27 protein-coding genes are annotated in these 16,564 nt (G+C 65.0%); 5 read left to right on the top strand and 22 right to left on the bottom strand.

The annotated features are described in order from the left end of the window. Positions 1–51 precede the first annotated feature (51 nt). From VO57_015160 to VO57_015060, 21 genes are read right to left on the bottom strand one after another with little or no spacing between them, the layout of a single operon-like run. A complete protein-coding gene (locus VO57_015160; protein XBL69452.1) occupies positions 52–468 on the bottom strand; it encodes a hypothetical protein in 417 nt (138 codons plus the stop codon). Next, the gene (locus tag VO57_015155) at positions 468–701 is read right to left on the bottom strand and encodes a hypothetical protein (GenBank protein XBL69451.1); all 234 of its coding nucleotides are present in this window, start codon (positions 699–701) and stop codon (positions 468–470) included. Before VO57_015155 ends, VO57_015160 begins: the two co-directional genes overlap by 1 nt. Beyond that, positions 698–1,021, bottom strand: a complete 324-nt coding sequence (locus VO57_015150) for a hypothetical protein (GenBank protein ID XBL69450.1) — start codon at positions 1,019–1,021, stop codon at positions 698–700. The genes VO57_015155 and VO57_015150 overlap by 4 nt, the downstream gene beginning before the upstream one ends. Next, positions 1,018–1,323 (bottom strand): hypothetical protein, encoded by a 306-nt coding sequence (locus tag VO57_015145; GenBank protein ID XBL69449.1) that lies wholly within the window; start codon positions 1,321–1,323, stop codon positions 1,018–1,020. Before VO57_015145 ends, VO57_015150 begins: the two co-directional genes overlap by 4 nt. Further along, positions 1,320–2,027: a regulatory protein GemA gene (locus VO57_015140; protein XBL69448.1), complete on the bottom strand. Its 708-nt coding sequence runs from the start codon at positions 2,025–2,027 to the stop codon at positions 1,320–1,322. The genes VO57_015145 and VO57_015140 overlap by 4 nt, the downstream gene beginning before the upstream one ends. Then, positions 2,014–2,406: a helix-turn-helix domain-containing protein gene (locus tag VO57_015135; GenBank protein ID XBL69447.1), complete on the bottom strand. Its 393-nt coding sequence runs from the start codon at positions 2,404–2,406 to the stop codon at positions 2,014–2,016. The genes VO57_015140 and VO57_015135 overlap by 14 nt, the downstream gene beginning before the upstream one ends. After that, entirely contained in the window at positions 2,403–2,564 is a 162-nt protein-coding gene (locus VO57_015130) for a hypothetical protein (GenBank protein ID XBL69446.1), read from the bottom strand. The genes VO57_015135 and VO57_015130 overlap by 4 nt, the downstream gene beginning before the upstream one ends. Continuing rightward, entirely contained in the window at positions 2,561–3,541 is a 981-nt protein-coding gene (locus tag VO57_015125) for an AAA family ATPase (GenBank protein ID XBL69445.1), read from the bottom strand. Before VO57_015125 ends, VO57_015130 begins: the two co-directional genes overlap by 4 nt. A 16-nt stretch (positions 3,542–3,557) precedes the next feature. Beyond that, positions 3,558–5,537 carry a transposase domain-containing protein gene (locus VO57_015120; GenBank protein XBL69444.1) on the bottom strand — a complete coding sequence of 660 codons (1,980 nt, stop codon included), beginning with the start codon at positions 5,535–5,537 and terminating at the stop codon, positions 3,558–3,560. Beyond that, positions 5,534–5,995: a hypothetical protein gene (locus VO57_015115; GenBank protein ID XBL69443.1), complete on the bottom strand. Its 462-nt coding sequence runs from the start codon at positions 5,993–5,995 to the stop codon at positions 5,534–5,536. The genes VO57_015120 and VO57_015115 overlap by 4 nt, the downstream gene beginning before the upstream one ends. After that, a complete protein-coding gene (locus tag VO57_015110; GenBank protein ID XBL69442.1) occupies positions 5,988–6,257 on the bottom strand; it encodes a hypothetical protein in 270 nt (89 codons plus the stop codon). The genes VO57_015115 and VO57_015110 overlap by 8 nt, the downstream gene beginning before the upstream one ends. Further along, positions 6,250–7,362 carry a phosphoadenosine phosphosulfate reductase family protein gene (locus VO57_015105; GenBank protein ID XBL69441.1) on the bottom strand — a complete coding sequence of 371 codons (1,113 nt, stop codon included), beginning with the start codon at positions 7,360–7,362 and terminating at the stop codon, positions 6,250–6,252. The genes VO57_015110 and VO57_015105 overlap by 8 nt, the downstream gene beginning before the upstream one ends. Before the next feature lie 2 nt (positions 7,363–7,364). After that, positions 7,365–7,562: a hypothetical protein gene (locus tag VO57_015100; protein ID XBL69440.1), complete on the bottom strand. Its 198-nt coding sequence runs from the start codon at positions 7,560–7,562 to the stop codon at positions 7,365–7,367. Then, on the bottom strand, positions 7,559–7,792 hold the full coding sequence (locus tag VO57_015095) for a hypothetical protein (protein ID XBL69439.1): 234 nt from the start codon (positions 7,790–7,792) through the stop codon (positions 7,559–7,561). Before VO57_015095 ends, VO57_015100 begins: the two co-directional genes overlap by 4 nt. Then, on the bottom strand, positions 7,785–7,988 hold the full coding sequence (locus VO57_015090; GenBank protein ID XBL69438.1) for a hypothetical protein: 204 nt from the start codon (positions 7,986–7,988) through the stop codon (positions 7,785–7,787). The genes VO57_015095 and VO57_015090 overlap by 8 nt, the downstream gene beginning before the upstream one ends. Positions 7,989–7,992: 4 nt before the next feature. Continuing rightward, entirely contained in the window at positions 7,993–8,196 is a 204-nt protein-coding gene (locus tag VO57_015085) for a hypothetical protein (GenBank protein ID XBL69437.1), read from the bottom strand. Continuing rightward, a complete protein-coding gene (locus VO57_015080) occupies positions 8,196–8,399 on the bottom strand; it encodes a hypothetical protein (GenBank protein ID XBL69436.1) in 204 nt (67 codons plus the stop codon). Before VO57_015080 ends, VO57_015085 begins: the two co-directional genes overlap by 1 nt. Beyond that, positions 8,399–8,743 (bottom strand): hypothetical protein, encoded by a 345-nt coding sequence (locus VO57_015075; GenBank protein XBL69435.1) that lies wholly within the window; start codon positions 8,741–8,743, stop codon positions 8,399–8,401. The genes VO57_015080 and VO57_015075 overlap by 1 nt, the downstream gene beginning before the upstream one ends. Further along, positions 8,743–9,717: a hypothetical protein gene (locus tag VO57_015070; protein ID XBL69434.1), complete on the bottom strand. Its 975-nt coding sequence runs from the start codon at positions 9,715–9,717 to the stop codon at positions 8,743–8,745. The genes VO57_015075 and VO57_015070 overlap by 1 nt, the downstream gene beginning before the upstream one ends. After that, positions 9,714–10,382, bottom strand: a complete 669-nt coding sequence (locus VO57_015065; protein XBL69433.1) for a hypothetical protein — start codon at positions 10,380–10,382, stop codon at positions 9,714–9,716. The genes VO57_015070 and VO57_015065 overlap by 4 nt, the downstream gene beginning before the upstream one ends. Next, positions 10,379–10,624: a transposase gene (locus tag VO57_015060; GenBank protein XBL69432.1), complete on the bottom strand. Its 246-nt coding sequence runs from the start codon at positions 10,622–10,624 to the stop codon at positions 10,379–10,381. Before VO57_015060 ends, VO57_015065 begins: the two co-directional genes overlap by 4 nt. Positions 10,625–10,711: 87 nt before the next feature. Here VO57_015060 and VO57_015055 point away from each other — a divergent pair, with 87 nt between their 5' ends. From VO57_015055 to VO57_015035, 5 genes are all read left to right on the top strand, one after another. Further along, a complete protein-coding gene (locus tag VO57_015055) occupies positions 10,712–11,362 on the top strand; it encodes a S24 family peptidase (protein ID XBL69431.1) in 651 nt (216 codons plus the stop codon). A gap of 5 nt (positions 11,363–11,367) precedes the next feature. Then, the gene (locus tag VO57_015050) at positions 11,368–11,919 is read left to right on the top strand and encodes a hypothetical protein (protein ID XBL69430.1); all 552 of its coding nucleotides are present in this window, start codon (positions 11,368–11,370) and stop codon (positions 11,917–11,919) included. Positions 11,920–12,426: 507 nt separating this feature from the next. Then, the gene (locus VO57_015045; GenBank protein ID XBL69429.1) at positions 12,427–13,023 is read left to right on the top strand and encodes an RcnB family protein; all 597 of its coding nucleotides are present in this window, start codon (positions 12,427–12,429) and stop codon (positions 13,021–13,023) included. Positions 13,024–13,160: 137 nt separating this feature from the next. Beyond that, on the top strand, positions 13,161–14,075 hold the full coding sequence (locus VO57_015040; GenBank protein ID XBL69428.1) for a hypothetical protein: 915 nt from the start codon (positions 13,161–13,163) through the stop codon (positions 14,073–14,075). A gap of 222 nt (positions 14,076–14,297) precedes the next feature. Continuing rightward, entirely contained in the window at positions 14,298–15,194 is an 897-nt protein-coding gene (locus tag VO57_015035; protein ID XBL69427.1) for a hypothetical protein, read from the top strand. An 18-nt stretch (positions 15,195–15,212) separates the two neighbouring features. On the opposite strand, the gene miaB is transcribed toward VO57_015035, so the two are convergent. After that, positions 15,213–16,550, bottom strand: a complete 1,338-nt coding sequence (miaB, locus tag VO57_015030; protein XBL69426.1) for a tRNA (N6-isopentenyl adenosine(37)-C2)-methylthiotransferase MiaB — start codon at positions 16,548–16,550, stop codon at positions 15,213–15,215. Positions 16,551–16,564: the final 14 nt, after the last annotated feature.

The following is a 16,564-nucleotide window of genomic DNA, read 5'->3' as shown; positions in this document are numbered from 1 at the left end:
CCCGGATGCGGCAAATCCCGTTATGCCGGGACCCGGAACGTGTTCCGGTGGTCAGTCGTCGAAGAGGTCGGGCTCGCGATCTTTCAGGATGCGGGCACGCTTGCGCACTCCGCGTTCGCTGTATCGCGTGGCGAGCGCAATGTCACGCTGGGTGCGCCCTTCGGCCAGCAGACGGTCCACTTTCGCCCGCGTGGTCTCCTGGTGGCCGAAGGCCCCCAGCGGCAGATCGTATTCGAGGCCGCAGCGCCCGGCGGTCAGCTCGTCGCAGATCGCCTGCGCCTTCTCTTGGCCGACCGTCTTGACCAGCCAGCTATCCTTCGACGGCTTGAGCGGGAAATACATCCGCACCCCACCGAACTTGCGCGCGATCGCGATCGCCGCATCTCGCCCCGCCACGCGCGCGATGTCGGTCAGCACGCCGGTCAGGCGCACCTCCTCATCGTCGGTAGCGGGGCCGTTGTCGTTCATCAGAAGCGGATCGACACGTCGGCAGGTGGGGCGAAAGGAAGTGCGAAGCCGCATTCCTCGTTCGCGCATTCGGCCAGATTGCGCCCGACCTGCCACGCCCTTCCGCCGCAGCCGGGGCAGTCATTGACCTGGCCGGAGCGGTAAACCAGCTGATAGCCGCCCGTGGCCAGCGCGAGCTTTGGCGCAGGGACCGGCTTGCGATCAGCGAGCGAGATCACGGTCGCGCGTTTCACCGGCGGTCTCCCCGATTATACGCGCGCATCACTTTACGCGCCTTCGCGCTCCAGTTGCGCAGCGCCTGATAAAGACCCAGCGTGGACATCGCCTCGACCCCCGCGAAATCGATCTTCGTCACGCTATCGGAGAGGTGGATCACCGCCCCGGCCTTCGCGATGCGGGTTGAGGCACGGTCAGCCTCGCGCGCCTGCCGCTCTACCCAGCGGGCGTAGGCTGGGCCGCACAGCTTCGCAGGCATCGCCGCTGCCACCTTCTCGAACGGCTCCAGCCCGTGCCGACGCACCGCGACGATCGCCATCTTCAGTTCTTCGCTCATTGCTTCGCCTCCGCGTTGATCTTCCAGTGCTGGAGCGCCTTTCGCAGGCTCTGCCGGGAGCTTGCCCAGACGCCCGCGAAGAGGATGCGCACCCGCCCATCCTCGAAAATATCGATCCGAGCGCCTGCGGCTCTCAGCGTCCTGATCACCTCGGCTTCCGCGTTCCGCAGGCGCTCCCGCCATTGCGGGGCGTAGAAATTGAGCGGGTCGCGCGGTTGGCTGGCGTAAGCCCGCGCCAGAGGCGCAAGCGCCCTGGTCGCGACCAGCTGCTTGGCCTCGGCGATCGACAGATGCTGGCTCACGATGCGCCCCGCAGTTTCGGGTCAGCTTCGCGCAACTTGCGCCCCAGCGCCTCGGCAAGATCGTCGAAACCTTCCGCATTCGCGAACCTGCCGGAGCCGGTGTCGATGCCGCACAGGCGGTGGGCGGCAATGTCGATCGTCCAGTGCGCGGGCACTTCCCCGCAGGCGACCAGCTTGGCGAGAATCGCCTCGCACAATCCGCGTTTGAGGTCGCGGACACTCAGGTTCTTGCCGTCCGTGTCTGTCTGGCTCCAGCCGCCACGCGCCGCCATCTTCTTCAGCGCCTCGATCAGGCGATAGCCATCCGATTGGCGCGCCCAGACCAGCCGATCGCAGCCGAGCTGGCGCTTGGCGAAGGCCTCAAGCGCTGCCTCGCTCCGGTCGCGCACCTCGCCCAGCTGGTAGAGCGAGATCCACAGCGCGCGCGCCTTCTTCGCCATCGGGTGCTGGGCGCGCTTGGCTCGCCCGGCCTTCGTGGCCGGTTGCCATCCCCGGCCCCTGAACCGCGCCAGCACTGCATCCAGCTCGTCTGCCGAACAGTCGCCAGCGCTCGTCTTGCCGGTCTCGTCGGCGATGATCTGGCGGTAGTCGTCTTCGTCCAGGCGCAGCTCTTTGCGCGCGATATGCACCTTGGCCAGCATCGCACGGCGCGCCTGCTGGGTGCGATCGAAGCTGGCGGGACGCGCTGCCTTAGTCGCAGGCATAGGGCACCTCCATCGCGCAGCGGCAGGCCTGCACGAAGGCATCGCTGGCGCGCTTGAACTCGGGATCGCTCGCGCGCAGGTGGGCCGCGCGCGTCTGAAGGTTGATCAGCCCCTTGTGGTCCCGGTCGCCGATCCAGCGCCCGATTGCGGGATAGCTGATGCCGGGGCGCAGGTGCTTGACCAGCCACACGAACATTGCACGCGCGTTGACCAGGTGCGGGGTCCGGCGGCGCGATTCCATCTCGGTTCGGGAAACGCGGGTCTCCTGCATCACGTAGCTCAGCGCGAAATCGACGAACGCGATCGCCTCCGCCGTCTCGGCGGGCGGATCGCTCTGATCGACCTGCGGGCCGATCAGGACCGGGGCCACGGCGTTCACAGCGCCTCTCCGAGGGCATATGCGGCGAGGATGCTCAGCACGTAAAATGAGAGCGTGGCTGAAAACACGGTCAGCGCCTCGCGCGCGGTCGCACCGCGACCGAACAGCGCATCATATTCGCGCACAGAGCGGCGCAGTTCACGAAACACGCGGATCATGCCTTCACCCAGCGGGTTGAACGCGCCATCTGCGCATCGCGCAGGTCCGTGACGGAGAGGAACTCGCGGTCCTCTCCATCGGCGATCAGGGAAGCCGCCTCGATCAGCTGCTGGCATTCGCCGAGCCCGCCTGCATGCGGCGTCAAAGCGATCCGGCGCAGATAACCGCGCATGTCGCCCTGCTTGATCCCCCAGGCATCGCAGAACGTCTCGACATCACCTTCGGTCGGCACCTTCTGGATATGCCGGTGCGAAATCCTGCGGTTGAGCCGCGCCAGCTGGTCGGACTTACCGCCGCTCTCGATCTGCGCGATCAGCTCCTCGTTTCCGAACAGCGCAATGCCCACGCCGGTTTCGTCATGCCAGCTGCGCAGCTCCTCGATCGCCTCGATCGAAAGGTAGTTGGCTTCGTCGACCACCAGCAGCGCCTTGCGATCGATCAGCTTGTCGATCACCATCTGCGAGGCGTCCCGCGTCGGCATCCGCAGTCCCGGCATCCCCAGCGCCTTTTGCACCTGCTGGATCATCGGCAGCACCCGCTGCGAGCTGGGCCGCATCGTCGCGACGTAGCAGTTCGGTGCCTTCTGCTTGTATTCGCGGATCGACATCGTCTTGCCGGTGCCGGGGCCGGTGCCTGCGGCAGTGATCCGCCCTTCGTGGGCCATCAGCAGCAGGCCTTCGAGGCGCACCGAAGTCTCGGTCTCGAAGAAGCCGGGGTTGATCGGCAGCTTCTCTTGCCGCTTGGTCTGCGCCTCGATGGTCTGACGATAACCGAACAGCTTGCGCGCATACTTGGCGTTGTCGCCTTTGTAGCTGCCCTTCAGGAACGCCTGGAGGGTGCTCTCCGCGATCCCGACCGCCTTGGCATAGCGCGCCCAGGGAATCGGCGGATCGGTCGCCTCGCGGTGGGCGATACCCCACAGCCGGATGTCTTCGATGTCGTCGTCGTTGATCGGAAGTTGGCTTACGTTGATCATGATCCCTGCCTTCTGATTATTGGCTGTTCGCTGCGCGCTTCAGCAGTCCCGCGCGCATTCGATCGAGTGTCGCGGCGTTGTTCGCCGCCTTGGGGCGCGGCGATCGCTGCGCCTCGGCATCCGGGTGTCTGACGGGGGCGACCACGCCCGCCTCGGGCTTGGCCGACTGCGCTTTCGATCCGGCCTGAAGCTCGATCAGCGCGTCGGCGGAGATCAGCTCTTCCGCCTCGGCCAATGCCTTGGCCCGTTTGCGGTATTCGCCGGTTCGCTTGGCCGCTTCCTTCGCTCCGGCGACATCGGCAAAGCCGCTGTCCACCAGCTCCGGCGCTGCGGTGATGTACCGGCCCTCCAGATCGTAGACGTGGACCTCGGAATGCAGATCGTCCGGGTCGAACCGCACCGTCACCAGCTCGCCGCGCAAAGCGGAAAGCTCCCGATGCCAGTAGCGATTACCGTGCAGCTCGATCTCGCCGTTCAGGCTGTTGAGCTTCTTCTGGTCCGCCGCCAGAAGCGCCCAGCGCAGGTGCTCCGGGCTCGCTTTCGAAATGCGCGAAGTGGCGTAGCTTTCGGCAAACACCTCGTCGAAGCTGCGGCCCTTGGCCGCTTCGGTGCGGCGTCCGGTGCGCGCGTTATGGCGGGTGATCCACTCGTCCACCAGCGCGGAGAAGGTATCCCACTCCACCACCTTGGTGCCGTAGTTCGAAGGCTTCGCCATCGGGCTGGGGCCGGTGTACGCACCCTCACACTCCGGGGCCTTGCCGATGTAATTTTCCAGATCGCGAAACGCCCGCTCGATCGGCTTCGATTGGCCGTGATAGGGCAGCGCAGCGTGAACCTGCACGCCGACGCCAGTGAGCAGCCCGACAGGCTCCTCCTGCTTGACCTTGAACCGGAAACGCTTGCCCCGGTATCCGCCAGTGATCCACTTGCTCCAGAAGGCCCGGCTGTTGTCGAGCAGAGCGTGATGCGGAATGCCCCACTCGCGGAAGAGATCGGCAAAGGCGAGGCGGGTCTGGATCGCGCTCTCCTCGCAGCCGAGCCGCCACGCCACGATCTTGCGGCTGTAAACGTCCTGGATCGCGACCAGCATCGGGCGGATCGGCTTCTTCGAGCGATGCATCGGCGGAGGTGCGACCCGCACGTCGAACTTGTGTCCGTCGATATTCACCCATTCGAGCGCGTGCATGCCGGCCACCGTTCGGCGGTTCGCGGGAACCGAGCGCACCAGCGCCTCTTCGCCTTGCCGTTTGAGCGTCCAGACCTCTGGCGGAACCTCCGCCTTCAAACGCCGCCTGAAGGTGCGCTCAACCGGGATCGAGACGCCCCTTTCCTCGGCCACCGCCGCGACCCGCTCGTAACAGCTTGTCAATGTGGGCGCAGACGGACGCAGCGCGAGCGACTTGAACAAAAGCCACAGATCGTCCGGGATAGCGGCCTTGGCACCGCCGCCCTTCCGCCGCGAGGCGAGCGCGGGCAGCCGGTCGGCCCGGTCGAGCCCGCGGACCTTCTTGATCCAGCCGAAAATGGTCGAGGAACCGATGTCCTTCTCTTGGGCGATCGCGGCCACTGCGGCGATTCGCGAAGCCCCAGCCCCTTCCAGTGCCTCGACCTCGGCAATGATGCTCAGCCGCTCTTCGGCCTCGCGCTTGACCTTGGCGGGCTGCCGCTCGAACCAGCTCCAGGCATCTGCGCGCTGGGTCGCTGCGTCGGTCTTCGGGGCTTCCTCCGCGACCAGGCCGCGCCGGATCAGCTCAAGCCGCGCTTCGCCGGGCAGCAGAGCGAGGTGATACTCGGTCCCGCCGCCCCGGCCCGTGCGCTTGCGCACCAGCACTTCGCCATCATTGCCGACGCGGGACGCCCAGCGCTCTTCGCTCGCGCGCAGATTGATCCCGCGCTTGTTGGTCGGCAGGCCCGGCAGCGCCAGCTCCGCCAGCTCCGCTGCCGAGAACCATGCGTCCTCCTGCGTCATCGCAGCGATTGCCAGTTCTGCGCTCATTCGCTTGCCCCTCCACGGCGGATGGGCTGAGCGGTTCGGCGCAGATCGCGCGCCTTCGCCTGGAGCGCCCTGATCTCCTGTTCGATGCTGCCGAGTTCCACTGTCTCCAGCTCGCGTCCGGTGATCACGCCGCAGCCGGTTTCGCGCAGGTGCGCGTCGAGCAGATCGTAACGCCGCGTGACGACGACGATCGCCATCAGGCGGGAGAAGGGGATTTTGTGATCCTCGCGTGAGGGGCTCGCATAGGCGTCGAGCATCGTCTTGGAGACTTCGTCCGCCAGCAGCTTGCTGACCTCGGCGGCGATCCGGTAGCGATCGCGACCGTCGCTATTGAGCATCTCGCCCACAAACACGTTGGTGCGCCTCTCGAACCCCGCGAGCGCGGCCTCGCCCGACGGCACCGCAGGTGCGTCGAAACAGAAGTCGATCTGATCGGGGTGCGACTTCGCCTTAGCCATCGCCGCCCGCTCCATCGTGCAGGGCGTCCCGTGAGGGCGCGAGCGAACCGGGCGCGTGACCGGACGGCAGAACCGTAATGACGCGCCCTTCAAGGATCACGACGCGCTGGAGACCCGCCAGCTTCACATAGCGCGCGCCGAACTCCGAAGCCCGCTGGAACACTGGCGCGTTGAGACGAGCGCAGACCTCCCGCGCAGGGACGTTCTCGACCCGCTCCTGGTAGCGCATGATCGCGTGCGAAGTGACGAGCAGCTTAGGCATCAGCAGGCCCCTCATGCGTGCGCCTTGAGGGCTTCTGAGCGAGCAACTCGGCGAAGCGATCGCGTATGTGCTGTGCAGTTGGGTAGGTGTTTTCTGCCCCATGATGCGCGAGGATGCGCGCTCGTCCTGCGGCGATCTGCTCTGCCTCTTCGAGCGTCGGCAGATCGTGCGGCCAACCCTTGACGAAGCGGTGCCGTGCGGGGAGCGCGGCCTCTATCTCCCGGCGCTCGGTGGACAAGGCCTTCGCCCGGTCGATGTCGGCCAAAAGGCCAGCCGATAGCAATTCGGGGCGGATGTCAGCGAGCCATCGACGAGACTGGAACGAGAACGTCGTCGTCGCCTCCATGCTCACGTAGTGCCGATAGAGCCACGGGTGCGCTTCTGCACCGATGGCAAGGTCGTTGAGTGATCCCATGGTGCACAGCGCGCAGCTATGCCGCGTGGCACCGCGACCGTAGATTGGCGAAAGGGGGATGGCGTCGCGACGGTTGATATCGAAGACTTCGTCTTCAAGCAGCTCCACGCCGGGGTGCCACAGCATCATCTTCGTACCGTGTTTATTGCCCGGCTTGGCGAAGCGAGTGTCCAGCTTCGCGACTTCCGTCTTGGCGCGCGCGGGGCTCTCTTCTCGCCGAATGCCAACGACATTGATTATTGTGTGGCCCCGCAATTCCCTTGCGAGATGCGGCCCCATCACCTGAATTTTCTTCTCCGATTGGCAGAACTTTAGACTCGGCGAAGACCATGGCCCGCGCAGATTGAAGAGGCGCAGATCGACGTAGGCTTGAAGCCCCCGCGTCCAGCGGTTCTCAAAGCGGTCGACGAGATCTCCGCTCTTTGCGCGAACCACGTCCAGCCGTAACCCGAGTGCCCGCGCTTGAGCCTCAACCTGAGAGGGATTGAATGTGTGCTCGGCGCGCCCGAGATCGGCGTGGATGGCGAAGCGACGCGCGCGCGGGTGCCCCAAGCCGTCAAGGTAGCGCATGGTGCGCGACGAGACCGCGCCGCAATCCTTGCCACCCGACAAGTTGAAGATCACCCAGGCGCCAGCTGCAATCTCTTCGTCGATGGCGGGATCGCTAGCAATGTGGCCAAATGCAGCCATCGTCAGCGCCTCCGCTGCCGGAATGTGTGGTTCCAGCGCACCCGAGACGCTGGCGGCTCGCTCGGCGCTTCCGCGTTGCGCAGCTCGCCAAGCATCGCGACCGCGCGCCGGTGGCCCGCTTCGGTCAGGCGGTTGTCGCTGCCCAGCAGGCCGCGCTCGCGCAGATCGCGCCGCACCGTGTCGAATGCCGCGCCCTTCACCGGATCACCTCGAACCCGCTTTCGCAGGCCAGCTCGATCACCTCTTCGGCAAGGCGCGGATCGCGCTTGCCGGTGACGCGGTATCGGCGGATCAGCGCGGTACGATCGACCACGTCGACCAGGACGCCGCGCCGCCGCAGGTGCGCAATCGCGCCGTCGACATTGGCCTTGCGCAGATCGAAAGGGATCTCGCGCGCGCTGGGGCGAGGAAGAACAGCCGCCTTAAGCATCGCTGGTCTCCCCGCTTGCAATCGGGCAGGCCGAATAGTTGCACGGCACCGTGCGCAGCTGCCCGCACGCGTCACATTTGGCGTAGGGCGCGAGGGGCACGTTGATCAGGCCCTTGCCGTAGGCAGGCCGGTCGCCGACCGTTTTGGCGACCACGCTTTCGGTCAGCCCGATCGGGGCGGGTTTGAGGTTCGACATCGGCTTAGTCCCTCATCATCCAGGATTCGTCGGGAAGATCGCGCAGCCGCTGCGGTGGGGCCGTCTCGACCTTGCGCGTGCCGGTGGCTCCCTTGTCGCGGCGGCGAAGCGCGAAGCGCGCCTCGATCGGCGTGCAGCCAAGCTCCTGCGCGAGGACGAACTCGCGCCTGTGCTGGCGATATTTCTCAGCGAGCGATTGCCGGGCCATCACGCGTCTCCCCGCTCCAGCTTGCGCGCGATGCGCGCCTCGGTTTCGGCCTGCTCGCGCGCCCACAGCCTGCCCGCCAGACGACGCTCCAGCAGCGCCTCTTCGGCGCGCTCCTCGGGCGTCAGGGGGCGAGTGCAGCGCAGGCGCGAGAGTTGCTCACGGCGCGCCTTCTGCGCAGCTTCCTTGGCCGCATGCCGTCCCATCACGGGGCCACCCGGACAGGTGAGCGCACGTGCTGCCTGCGGATCAGGTTGGTGAAGGCGCTCTCCGCCGCGATCTGGTCGTCCGCGCTGGGGCAAATCTTGCGGAAACAGGGGGCGTAGAACCCGCCCTTGTAGCGCTCGAAGTGGAGAAACAGCGCCAGCCCGTCGATCGCCTCGCAATAGTCGGTAACGACTTTGCTCACGAGGCGGACCTCTCCACGACGCGGACCTACGCCCGGTTCACCATCGACCCGCCACCAGCCCTCATCGTTGAGGCACTCCGCCATATCGCCCGGCTGCCACAGCTCGGCGTCGATCGCCCTCTGCTTGCGGAAAAGACCCATCAGCCTTGCTCCTCATCCAGCAGCTCGCGCAGCTGCGCTTTCATGTCGGGGGTCAGCTGCTCGACGAAGCTGGGCAGGAACCTGCGCTTCTGGCCGATGCTGAGGCGGCTCCAGCCGCCGAGGATCTGATTGACGAACTTCTGCTGCGGCGCGGGCGTGGCATCCGGTCCGCGCGGGGCGATCTCGGCAGCGACCAGCGCGTCCTCGACCTTGCTCTGCGGATTTTCGAGAAGCGCCTCGATCACCCGCCGCCGTGCGGCTTCGTCTTTGACCTCGGCGATCTTCTTCAGCTGGCTGGCATTCTCGCCCACCACCGGATGCTGCGAGAGCGGCTCCGCCAGCCGGGGAAACGGCTCGACCACCAGCCGATAAAGCGCCAGATCGCGATGGATTGTACGGCGCGAAATGCTCAGCGCATCGCCGACCGATTCCTCCCATCCATATACGTGTGCCATCGTGGCATGCGTATCGTCGGCCTCGGCATTGAGCGCCTTCTCAAGGTCCTCTTCGCCGTGCTTGACCCGCGCCCAGCGAGCCTTGATCGCCAGCTCCTGCTGCGAAACATCGCCATGCTCGCGCGCGATCCGCTCCTGCGCGGCGCGCACCAGTGCGGCGGTGAACTTGGCCCGCTCGATCGGCGGCGGCGTCCTGCGGTGCAGGTTCTCGCTCGCCTCCAGCTGCTCCAGCTCGGCAGGTGTGCCGTCGACCACCAGCGCGTGGATGCCGATCCCTTCGATCCGCGCGCCCATCGTCCGGTGCAGGCCCACATGCAGCCGCCAGGGGAACTCGCTTCCCTCGGGCTGTGCTGAGACCTTGATCGGATCGCGCTGGCCGTCGATCGCCATCAACCTGCCGAACGCGGCTGCCTTGTCAGGGAAATAGAAGCCGATCCGGTCGAACACGTCGATCGTGTTCGGATCGAGGACCACGGCCTTGGCGCTCTCCAGCACCGACTTGGGCGCAGGAGCGTTCATTTGGCCGCTCCACATAGACGATGACCGGCATCGGTGGCGCGATTAGCTTCCTCGGCGATGTCGCGTTCGGCGGCTTCACGCATCGCACTTATCGAAGGGAAATCGGGATGATCCTCGAAGACCGCGTCAGCCAGCTCGAAGAGGCGCTCCGCAAGATGGAGGCGCAGCTCAGCGCGCTTGGCACCCTCGCCATCGCCACCGAGATCGTGCTGGACGAATACGTTCCGGACTTTGAGCAGAAGCGCCTTGAGGCACTTGATCGGATGCACCGGCAACAGATGGCCGATGGCGAGCACCGCAAGGCTGCGGTTCTCAACGGTTTGATCCAGCAGCTCCACCAGAAGCTCGGCGCGTCGGCGAACGACCAGTGACCGCCTTTCGTCCCGCACCCGCCGCGAGACCTCGACCGACTGTGCAAGTGCCTGTCGCATCGCGCCGTGGGCGGCGAAGCCAACATCGACCATGCGATCGGCGGAGGCGAGGAAGTGCGTCCCACGCCACACCTGGATGGCGTCGTCCTCAGCCTTGGGCACCATCACCCGCACCGTCCACCCGGCGAAACGAGACAGGTCACGCGACCAGTAGGCGCGTCCGAGGACTTCGATCTCACCGCGCGCCCCGACGGTTGCGAGGACTTCGGTTGGGAATGTCTGAGACGCGCTCATGCCGCCACCCCGCCGTTCTTCGCGACGCGCTTGGCATCTTCGGCATCGATCTTGCGAAGCTCCACATAGAGCCGCTCGACCAGATGCAGGTTGGCCCCGACCGGCTCAGGATTCCCCGGCGTCTTGCGCCAGTTACGGAATGTGTCCGGGTGGATGCCCGCCCGGCGACACAACGCGGAGATCGAGATGCGACGCTCCCGCGCTCGCTTCTCGATGTCTCGAATGATCGACTGCTGGTTCATAATCAGCATTGCTAAGGGAATTATTTCCCCATGACAACGGATATTTTTCCGCTGCTAGTTCCCCGCGTGGGCTGATAGCGCTTAGCCATGACGGGATTTGAGCAGGATACCGCGCTTATCCGGGCGTTGATCGAATATGCCGGCGTCTCAGCTGCGCAGGTCGCAAAAAAGGCGAAGGTTGATGCCAAGACAGTGCAGCGGCCTGCCTCGGGAAGGGCCGAAGCTCGGCTCAGCCAGAGCACGCTAGAGAAACTGCGCGACGCATTCCCAAAATTCCCCGGATGGACCGACGATGTGATGACCATGTCGGCGCCCGTCGAGGCGGAGAAGGACGATCTCGTCGAAGTCGCCCAAATCGATATGCGTTACGGCATGGGCAGCAGCGATGTCAGTGGGCCGGTGGAGCTGGCCAAGCGTCTCTTTCCCCGTGCTTGGCTCAGGAGCTTTACAGATGCTCGCCCTGAGGATCTCGTATGGGCAGCGGGACGCGGCGACTCGATGCATCCGACCATTCGCGATGGGGAGCCGATCCTGATCAATCTGGCTGACAGGACACTCACCGCAGACGACTGCGTATGGGCCTGCGCGATGGGCGACTTCGGCATGATCAAGCGTTTGCGCCCAACCGGCGAAGGCGTCACCATCATGTCCGACAATCCCTTGGTGTCGGATGACTTCGCCGCTGATGAAGAGCTCCAGATCATCGGTCGCGTCATCGCAAAGGTGGGGAGGCTCTAACCTGCATGCGTCGATTACTGCTGCCGCTAGTATTTTTGGCACTGCTGCCCAGCTGTGGCGACGGGGTAGAGCGTAAGCAGGACATCGATTATTTCGACTTAAGTTGGGAGAAAATGCCGGATGGTAGCCTTTTTGCGCGCGGTCCCGTATTAGATTCGGGCGCGAGAGGCGCTGCCCGATGCTGGCGAGAGAGTAAGGGATACGATTGCGTTTATTTGGCTGAGAACAGGACAGGAGTTTCAAACTTCTCCGTATCGTCAGAATTTTCGGAAGACCTGCCCTCGGTCATCCTCCCATTGCCGGTCGATGATGGCTACAGCTGCTATGATATGGTGCTTGGGGACATAGAGAAAATCTCCAGGCGCGGCTCAATTTTGACAAGCAACAACGTCCGGGAAAACGGCGCCTGGGATGAGGGCTTCATCCATCGTTTTATGGCGGAAAACGGAGTTGAGGGCCGCTCCGATTTCAATTGTTTGGGCGTTTTGGAGATAGTCTCTCGCGGGAGTTTGGATACATTGGGCACCAGTGCCATCGACAAACGAGCGATCTACTAACTGACCTGCGTGATTGCTGCCCAGTTGCCTTAGCAAGGTGAGCGCAGAAACCCGCCCAGTTCTCGGCTGAGCCATAAGGCCACTGACCATAGCACCGCGCCAAATTCACTAATAATATCAGCAACAACCCAGTTCTGGCCGCGAAAGGCCTAACTGGGCGACCTTCAGCCCGGTTCGCCAGATCGATTCCACTGCCTCGAAGGGCCGATCGCGGCACCCAAGGCCCATCTTAAGTGGCGCTAATCCGCGCTTAAGGCGCTCTTAAGGCGAATGTCAGGAAACACCCTCTAAGAACCGTCCAAGGGCCTCTCGACCGCCATTTCATCGTCTAATTGGACTGCCACTCTAGACAGTCCCGCCGAACGCCAATTTTTGGGAGGACCCATGACGAAGCCCAAAATTGAGCCGTTTACCGGCCCTCACGATCCCACAAGATCCCGGTTAATCCCGGCAACACCCCTTCTAGAACCTTCTGTCCACTAACACGGAATGCGAAATCTTGTGATCATGGCGGTTGCCGCAGGACTGGTCCTGCCCACCGCTGCCAGTGCCCAGCAGCGTAGCCCCGCCGAACAGGCGGCCTGGAATGCGCGGCTCGAATCGCGCGAAGCCTATGCCGCGCAGCAGCGCCGCGACGACCGGCGTGACGACCGCCGCGAGGCGCGCGAGGACCGGCGTGAAGAATGGCGCGATGACCGGCGCGATGCGCGTCAGGATCGCCGCGACGACCGCCGCGAATGGCGTCGGGACCAGCGCGAGGACCGCCGCGACTGGCGGGAAGACCGGCGCGAGGACCGCCGCGACTATCGCCAGGCGCGCCGCGATTACCGCGACTGGCGCGCGTACCGGCAGGCCGAGCGTAACGCCTTCCGCCGGGGTTCCTATTACGCCCCGCGTGGGCTCGCCTATCGCCCGGTGCGGGTCGGCGGGCGGCTCAACTCGAACCTGTTCTGGGGCTCGCGCTACTGGGTCGACCCTTACGACTACTACCTGCCGCAGCCGCGCTACGGCTACCAGCGCTACATCCGCTACGGCAATGATGTGCTGCTGATCGACACCCGCAACGGCCGCGTGCTGGTGGTGTACGACCGCTTCTTCTGGTGATGTGAATGCCAGTATGCGCGCCCGGCGCTCCCTTCGCGGAGCGCCGGGCGTCGTTCGTCGAAAGGGCGCGCCCTCAGTCTTTGTAAGCAGCGGCTTGGCTGGTACTGCATGCGGCACCCCCGCTTGGAGTCCTGAACATGCGCCGCCTCTTCCCGCTCGCAGCCTTCGGTCTGGCTGTTGCTTTCGTTTCGCCGGTTGCCGCGCAGGAGCCTGCGCAAGAGGCCGAGCCCGACGCGTCCGCCCAGGGGATGGAGATCATCGTCGAGGGTATCCGCGAGAAGGAAGAACAGGTCCAGGCGATGACCCGCCAGATCACGCGCCGGGCGCGGGTCGACAAGCCGGTTTCCAAATTCTACTCGCAGGTCTGCATCGGGGTGATCGGGATGACCCCGGACTACGCCCGCACGCTTATCGCGCGGATGGAAGAGAACGCGCGCAGCGTGGACCTGCCGGTCGGCGGCGAGGGGTGCCAGCCCAATATCCTGATCGCCTTCGTGAAGGACGGCGAGCAGGAGCTGGACGAACTGCGCAAGGCCGAGCCCAAGCTGTTCGCGACGCTGCTCGACTACGAATACGACCGGATCAAGCGCGGCAACGGCGCGGTGCGCGCGTGGCACGGCACGCAGCTGAAGGGCAAGGACGGGCGCGATTTTACCGATAGCGGGATGGGCGACGCGCCGCTCAACAACCAGTACTCCTCCTCGCGCCTGTCCAAGCAGGTGCGCGTGGACATGACCGGTGCGATCGTCATCATCGACAGCAACCGGGTGCCGGGCAAGACGCTGCAGCAGCTGGCCGACTACGCATCGATGCGCGCGTTCGTGTCGATCGACGATACCTCCACCGGCGGGGCCAGCGGCATCCCGACGATCCTCTCGCTGTTCGAAGAGGGGACCGACGCGCCCGACGGGATGACGACCTTCGACCGCGCCTATCTGGAGACGGTCTATCGCCTTCCGGCCACCGCGAACGACAGCCAGATCCACGACGCGACCTGGACCATGTATCGCAAGCTGGAAGGCCTGCCCGACATCGACGGCTACGACGACTAGCGCGCGGGTTCGGGCCAAGGCCGGCGGCTGTGCAAGCGGTTCGCCGCGCAGCGGGTTCGGCCCGGCCTCTTCCTGCGGGACCTGAACCAGATCGCCGATCTGCGTGGTCTCGCGCTCGAAGCTGCGAGCGTGGTTGCCCTTGGGCGTCTTCGCAGGCGCAAGAGCGGCTGGGCTGAATTGGAAAAACAGGGCATGCTGGCGGCGATCAAAGGAGTCGTTGCCATGCCTTGCAAGACGTACGCCGCGCTGATCGTCAGCCCTCTGCTGCTTTCCATGCCACTCGCGGCACAGGAAACCACACCCGATCCGATCGACGATATCGTGGTCGAAGGCGTCCGCGAACGCGAGCAAGCGGTCGAAACTATGACCCGCGCGATCACCCGCCGGGCCCGCTATGACAAGCCGATTTCCAAATTCTACTCGCAAGTCTGCTTCGGTGTGATGGGCATGAAGGCCGACTATGCCCGCACCCTGATCGCGCGCATGGAAGAGACCGCGCGTGAAATCGACGTTCCCGTCGGCGGCGATGGGTGCCTGGTCAACGTGCTTGTCGCTTTCGTGCGCGACGGCGCGAAAAACCTCGATGACTTGCGCGAGGCAGAGCCCAAGCTGTTCGCGACCCTGCGCGATTACGAATACGAGCGGATCAAGCTCGGCAATGGCGCGGTGCAGGCCTGGCATGGCACGCATGTGAAGGGCAAGGACGGGCGCGAGTTCACCTCCTACAAGATCAACAACATCGAAGTGCCGTTGAACAGCCAGTATTCGAGCTCGCGGCTGACCAACCAGGTGCGCGTCGAGATGACCGGCGCGATCATCGTGATCGACAGCGAGCGCGTGCCGGGCAAGACGCTGCAGCAGCTTGCCGATTACGCTGCGATGCGCACCTTCGTCTCGATCAATGACACCACGGGGGGCGGGGTTACCGGCATCCCCACGATCCTGTCGCTGTTCGACGACGATCTCGAAGCGCCAGAAGGCCTGACCATTTTCGACCGCGCCTATCTCGAGGCGGTCTATCGCCTGCCCGCCACGGCCGACGATGCGCAAATCCACGATGCGACGTGGACGATGTATCGACGGTTGGAACGGGGTTTTGGCGAGAGCGGCGCGGACTGAGCAGGCCCGCAAGAGGCATCAGGCCAGCGCGGGCTCGCGCAATTCGCCGCGTAGCGAGTTCGGCCCGGCCTCTTCCAGCCTGACCTGCACCAGATCGCCGACCTGCGTGTCCTCGCGCTCGAAGAACACCGATTGCAGCCATGGCGACTTGCCGAGCCACTGGCCCGGTAGCTTGCCCTTGCGCTCCACCAGCACTTCGCAGGTTTTGCCGACGCTGGCGGTGTTGAACGCGTGCTGGTCGCGGTTGAGGCGGTCCTGCAACCGGGCTAGCCGGTCCTTCATCACGTCCGGAGCAATCTGCCCGTCCATGCCGGCAGCGGGCGTGCCGGGGCGGGGCGAATATTTGAAGCTGAACGCCTGTGCGTAGCGGACTTCGTCCACCACCTTCAGCGTATCCTCGAACTCTGCCTCGGTCTCCCCCGGGAAGCCGACGATGAAATCGCCGCTCAGCGCAAGATCGGGCCGCGCCGCGCGGAAGCGTTCGAGCAGCTGGAGGTAGCTTTCGACCGTGTGGCTGCGGTTCATCGCCTTGAGCACGCGGTTGTTGCCCGCCTGCACCGGCAGGTGGAGATAGGGCATCAGCTTGTCGAGCTCGCCATGCGCGGCGATGATCTCTTCATCCATATCAGCCGGGTGGCTGGTGGTGTAGCGGATGCGCGCGAGCCCGTCGATTTTCGCCAGCTCGCGGACCAGCCCGGCGAGGCCGGTGCGGTGGCCCTTGGCATCCTCGCCGCTCCACGCGCTGACGTTCTGGCCCAGCAGCGTAATCTCGCGCGCGCCGCCTTCGACCAGCCGCTGCGCTTCGGCGACCAGCTCGGCGAACGGACGGCTGATTTCCGCGCCGCGGGTATAGGGCACGACACAATAGGTGCAGAACTTGTCGCAGCCTTCCTGGATGGTGAGGAACGCCGCCGCAGGCGCGGTGCGGCGCTGGGGGAGGCCGGCGAACTTCGCTTCCGCCGCAAGATCCATCTCGGTCGTTCGCTTGCCGGAGACCGCGCGCTCCAGCATCGCGGGCAGGTTCTGGTAGGCTTGCGGGCCGACCACCATCGAGACGGCGGGCGCGCGGGTCATGATCTCCCTGCCTTCTGCCTGCGCGACGCAGCCAGCGACCGCGATCAGCGGGCTCGACCCGTCCTCGCGCCGCAACCGACCGATGTCGGAGTAAACCTTCTCCGTCGCCTTCTCGCGAATATGGCAAGTGTTGAGCACCACCAGATCCGCCTCCTCACCCTCGGGCGCGGGCGTAATGCCCTGCGCGGCAAGCAGCTCGCCCATACGCTCGCCATCATAGACGTTCATCTGGCAGCCGAAGCTTTTGACCCGGTAGGTCTTGGGAGTATTGGTGGGTTTCATGGGAGGGTCAGTCT

This window comes from Citromicrobium bathyomarinum (genome assembly GCA_001306305.2).
GTDB lineage: Bacteria > Pseudomonadota > Alphaproteobacteria > Sphingomonadales > Sphingomonadaceae > Alteriqipengyuania > Alteriqipengyuania bathyomarina.
Note: the sequence above shows the minus strand (reverse complement) of the source record. Positions and strands in the feature narration are given on the sequence as shown.

What these genes read in the sequence shown, in the direction of transcription:
- VO57_015160 (XBL69452.1), bottom strand. Translation starts at nt 468, where the DNA reads ATGAACGACAACGGCCCCGCTACCGACGATGAGGAGGTGCGCCTGACC.
- VO57_015150 (XBL69450.1), bottom strand. Translation starts at nt 1,021, where the DNA reads ATGAGCGAAGAACTGAAGATGGCGATCGTCGCGGTGCGTCGGCACGGG.
- VO57_015140 (XBL69448.1), bottom strand. Translation starts at nt 2,027, where the DNA reads ATGCCTGCGACTAAGGCAGCGCGTCCCGCCAGCTTCGATCGCACCCAG.
- VO57_015130 (XBL69446.1), bottom strand. Translation starts at nt 2,564, where the DNA reads ATGATCCGCGTGTTTCGTGAACTGCGCCGCTCTGTGCGCGAATATGAT.
- VO57_015125 (XBL69445.1), bottom strand. Translation starts at nt 3,541, where the DNA reads ATGATCAACGTAAGCCAACTTCCGATCAACGACGACGACATCGAAGAC.
- VO57_015120 (XBL69444.1), bottom strand. Translation starts at nt 5,537, where the DNA reads ATGAGCGCAGAACTGGCAATCGCTGCGATGACGCAGGAGGACGCATGG.
- VO57_015115 (XBL69443.1), bottom strand. Translation starts at nt 5,995, where the DNA reads ATGGCTAAGGCGAAGTCGCACCCCGATCAGATCGACTTCTGTTTCGAC.
- VO57_015110 (XBL69442.1), bottom strand. Translation starts at nt 6,257, where the DNA reads ATGCCTAAGCTGCTCGTCACTTCGCACGCGATCATGCGCTACCAGGAG.
- VO57_015105 (XBL69441.1), bottom strand. Translation starts at nt 7,362, where the DNA reads ATGGCTGCATTTGGCCACATTGCTAGCGATCCCGCCATCGACGAAGAG.
- VO57_015095 (XBL69439.1), bottom strand. Translation starts at nt 7,792, where the DNA reads ATGCTTAAGGCGGCTGTTCTTCCTCGCCCCAGCGCGCGCGAGATCCCT.
- VO57_015090 (XBL69438.1), bottom strand. Translation starts at nt 7,988, where the DNA reads ATGTCGAACCTCAAACCCGCCCCGATCGGGCTGACCGAAAGCGTGGTC.
- VO57_015085 (XBL69437.1), bottom strand. Translation starts at nt 8,196, where the DNA reads ATGGCCCGGCAATCGCTCGCTGAGAAATATCGCCAGCACAGGCGCGAG.
- VO57_015080 (XBL69436.1), bottom strand. Translation starts at nt 8,399, where the DNA reads ATGGGACGGCATGCGGCCAAGGAAGCTGCGCAGAAGGCGCGCCGTGAG.
- VO57_015075 (XBL69435.1), bottom strand. Translation starts at nt 8,743, where the DNA reads ATGGGTCTTTTCCGCAAGCAGAGGGCGATCGACGCCGAGCTGTGGCAG.
- VO57_015070 (XBL69434.1), bottom strand. Translation starts at nt 9,717, where the DNA reads ATGAACGCTCCTGCGCCCAAGTCGGTGCTGGAGAGCGCCAAGGCCGTG.
- VO57_015065 (XBL69433.1), bottom strand. Translation starts at nt 10,382, where the DNA reads ATGAGCGCGTCTCAGACATTCCCAACCGAAGTCCTCGCAACCGTCGGG.
- VO57_015060 (XBL69432.1), bottom strand. Translation starts at nt 10,624, where the DNA reads ATGAACCAGCAGTCGATCATTCGAGACATCGAGAAGCGAGCGCGGGAG.
- VO57_015055 (XBL69431.1), top strand. Translation starts at nt 10,712, where the DNA reads ATGACGGGATTTGAGCAGGATACCGCGCTTATCCGGGCGTTGATCGAA.
- VO57_015050 (XBL69430.1), top strand. Translation starts at nt 11,368, where the DNA reads ATGCGTCGATTACTGCTGCCGCTAGTATTTTTGGCACTGCTGCCCAGC.
- VO57_015045 (XBL69429.1), top strand. Translation starts at nt 12,427, where the DNA reads ATGGCGGTTGCCGCAGGACTGGTCCTGCCCACCGCTGCCAGTGCCCAG.
- VO57_015040 (XBL69428.1), top strand. Translation starts at nt 13,161, where the DNA reads ATGCGCCGCCTCTTCCCGCTCGCAGCCTTCGGTCTGGCTGTTGCTTTC.
- VO57_015035 (XBL69427.1), top strand. Translation starts at nt 14,298, where the DNA reads ATGCCTTGCAAGACGTACGCCGCGCTGATCGTCAGCCCTCTGCTGCTT.
- miaB (XBL69426.1), bottom strand. Translation starts at nt 16,550, where the DNA reads ATGAAACCCACCAATACTCCCAAGACCTACCGGGTCAAAAGCTTCGGC.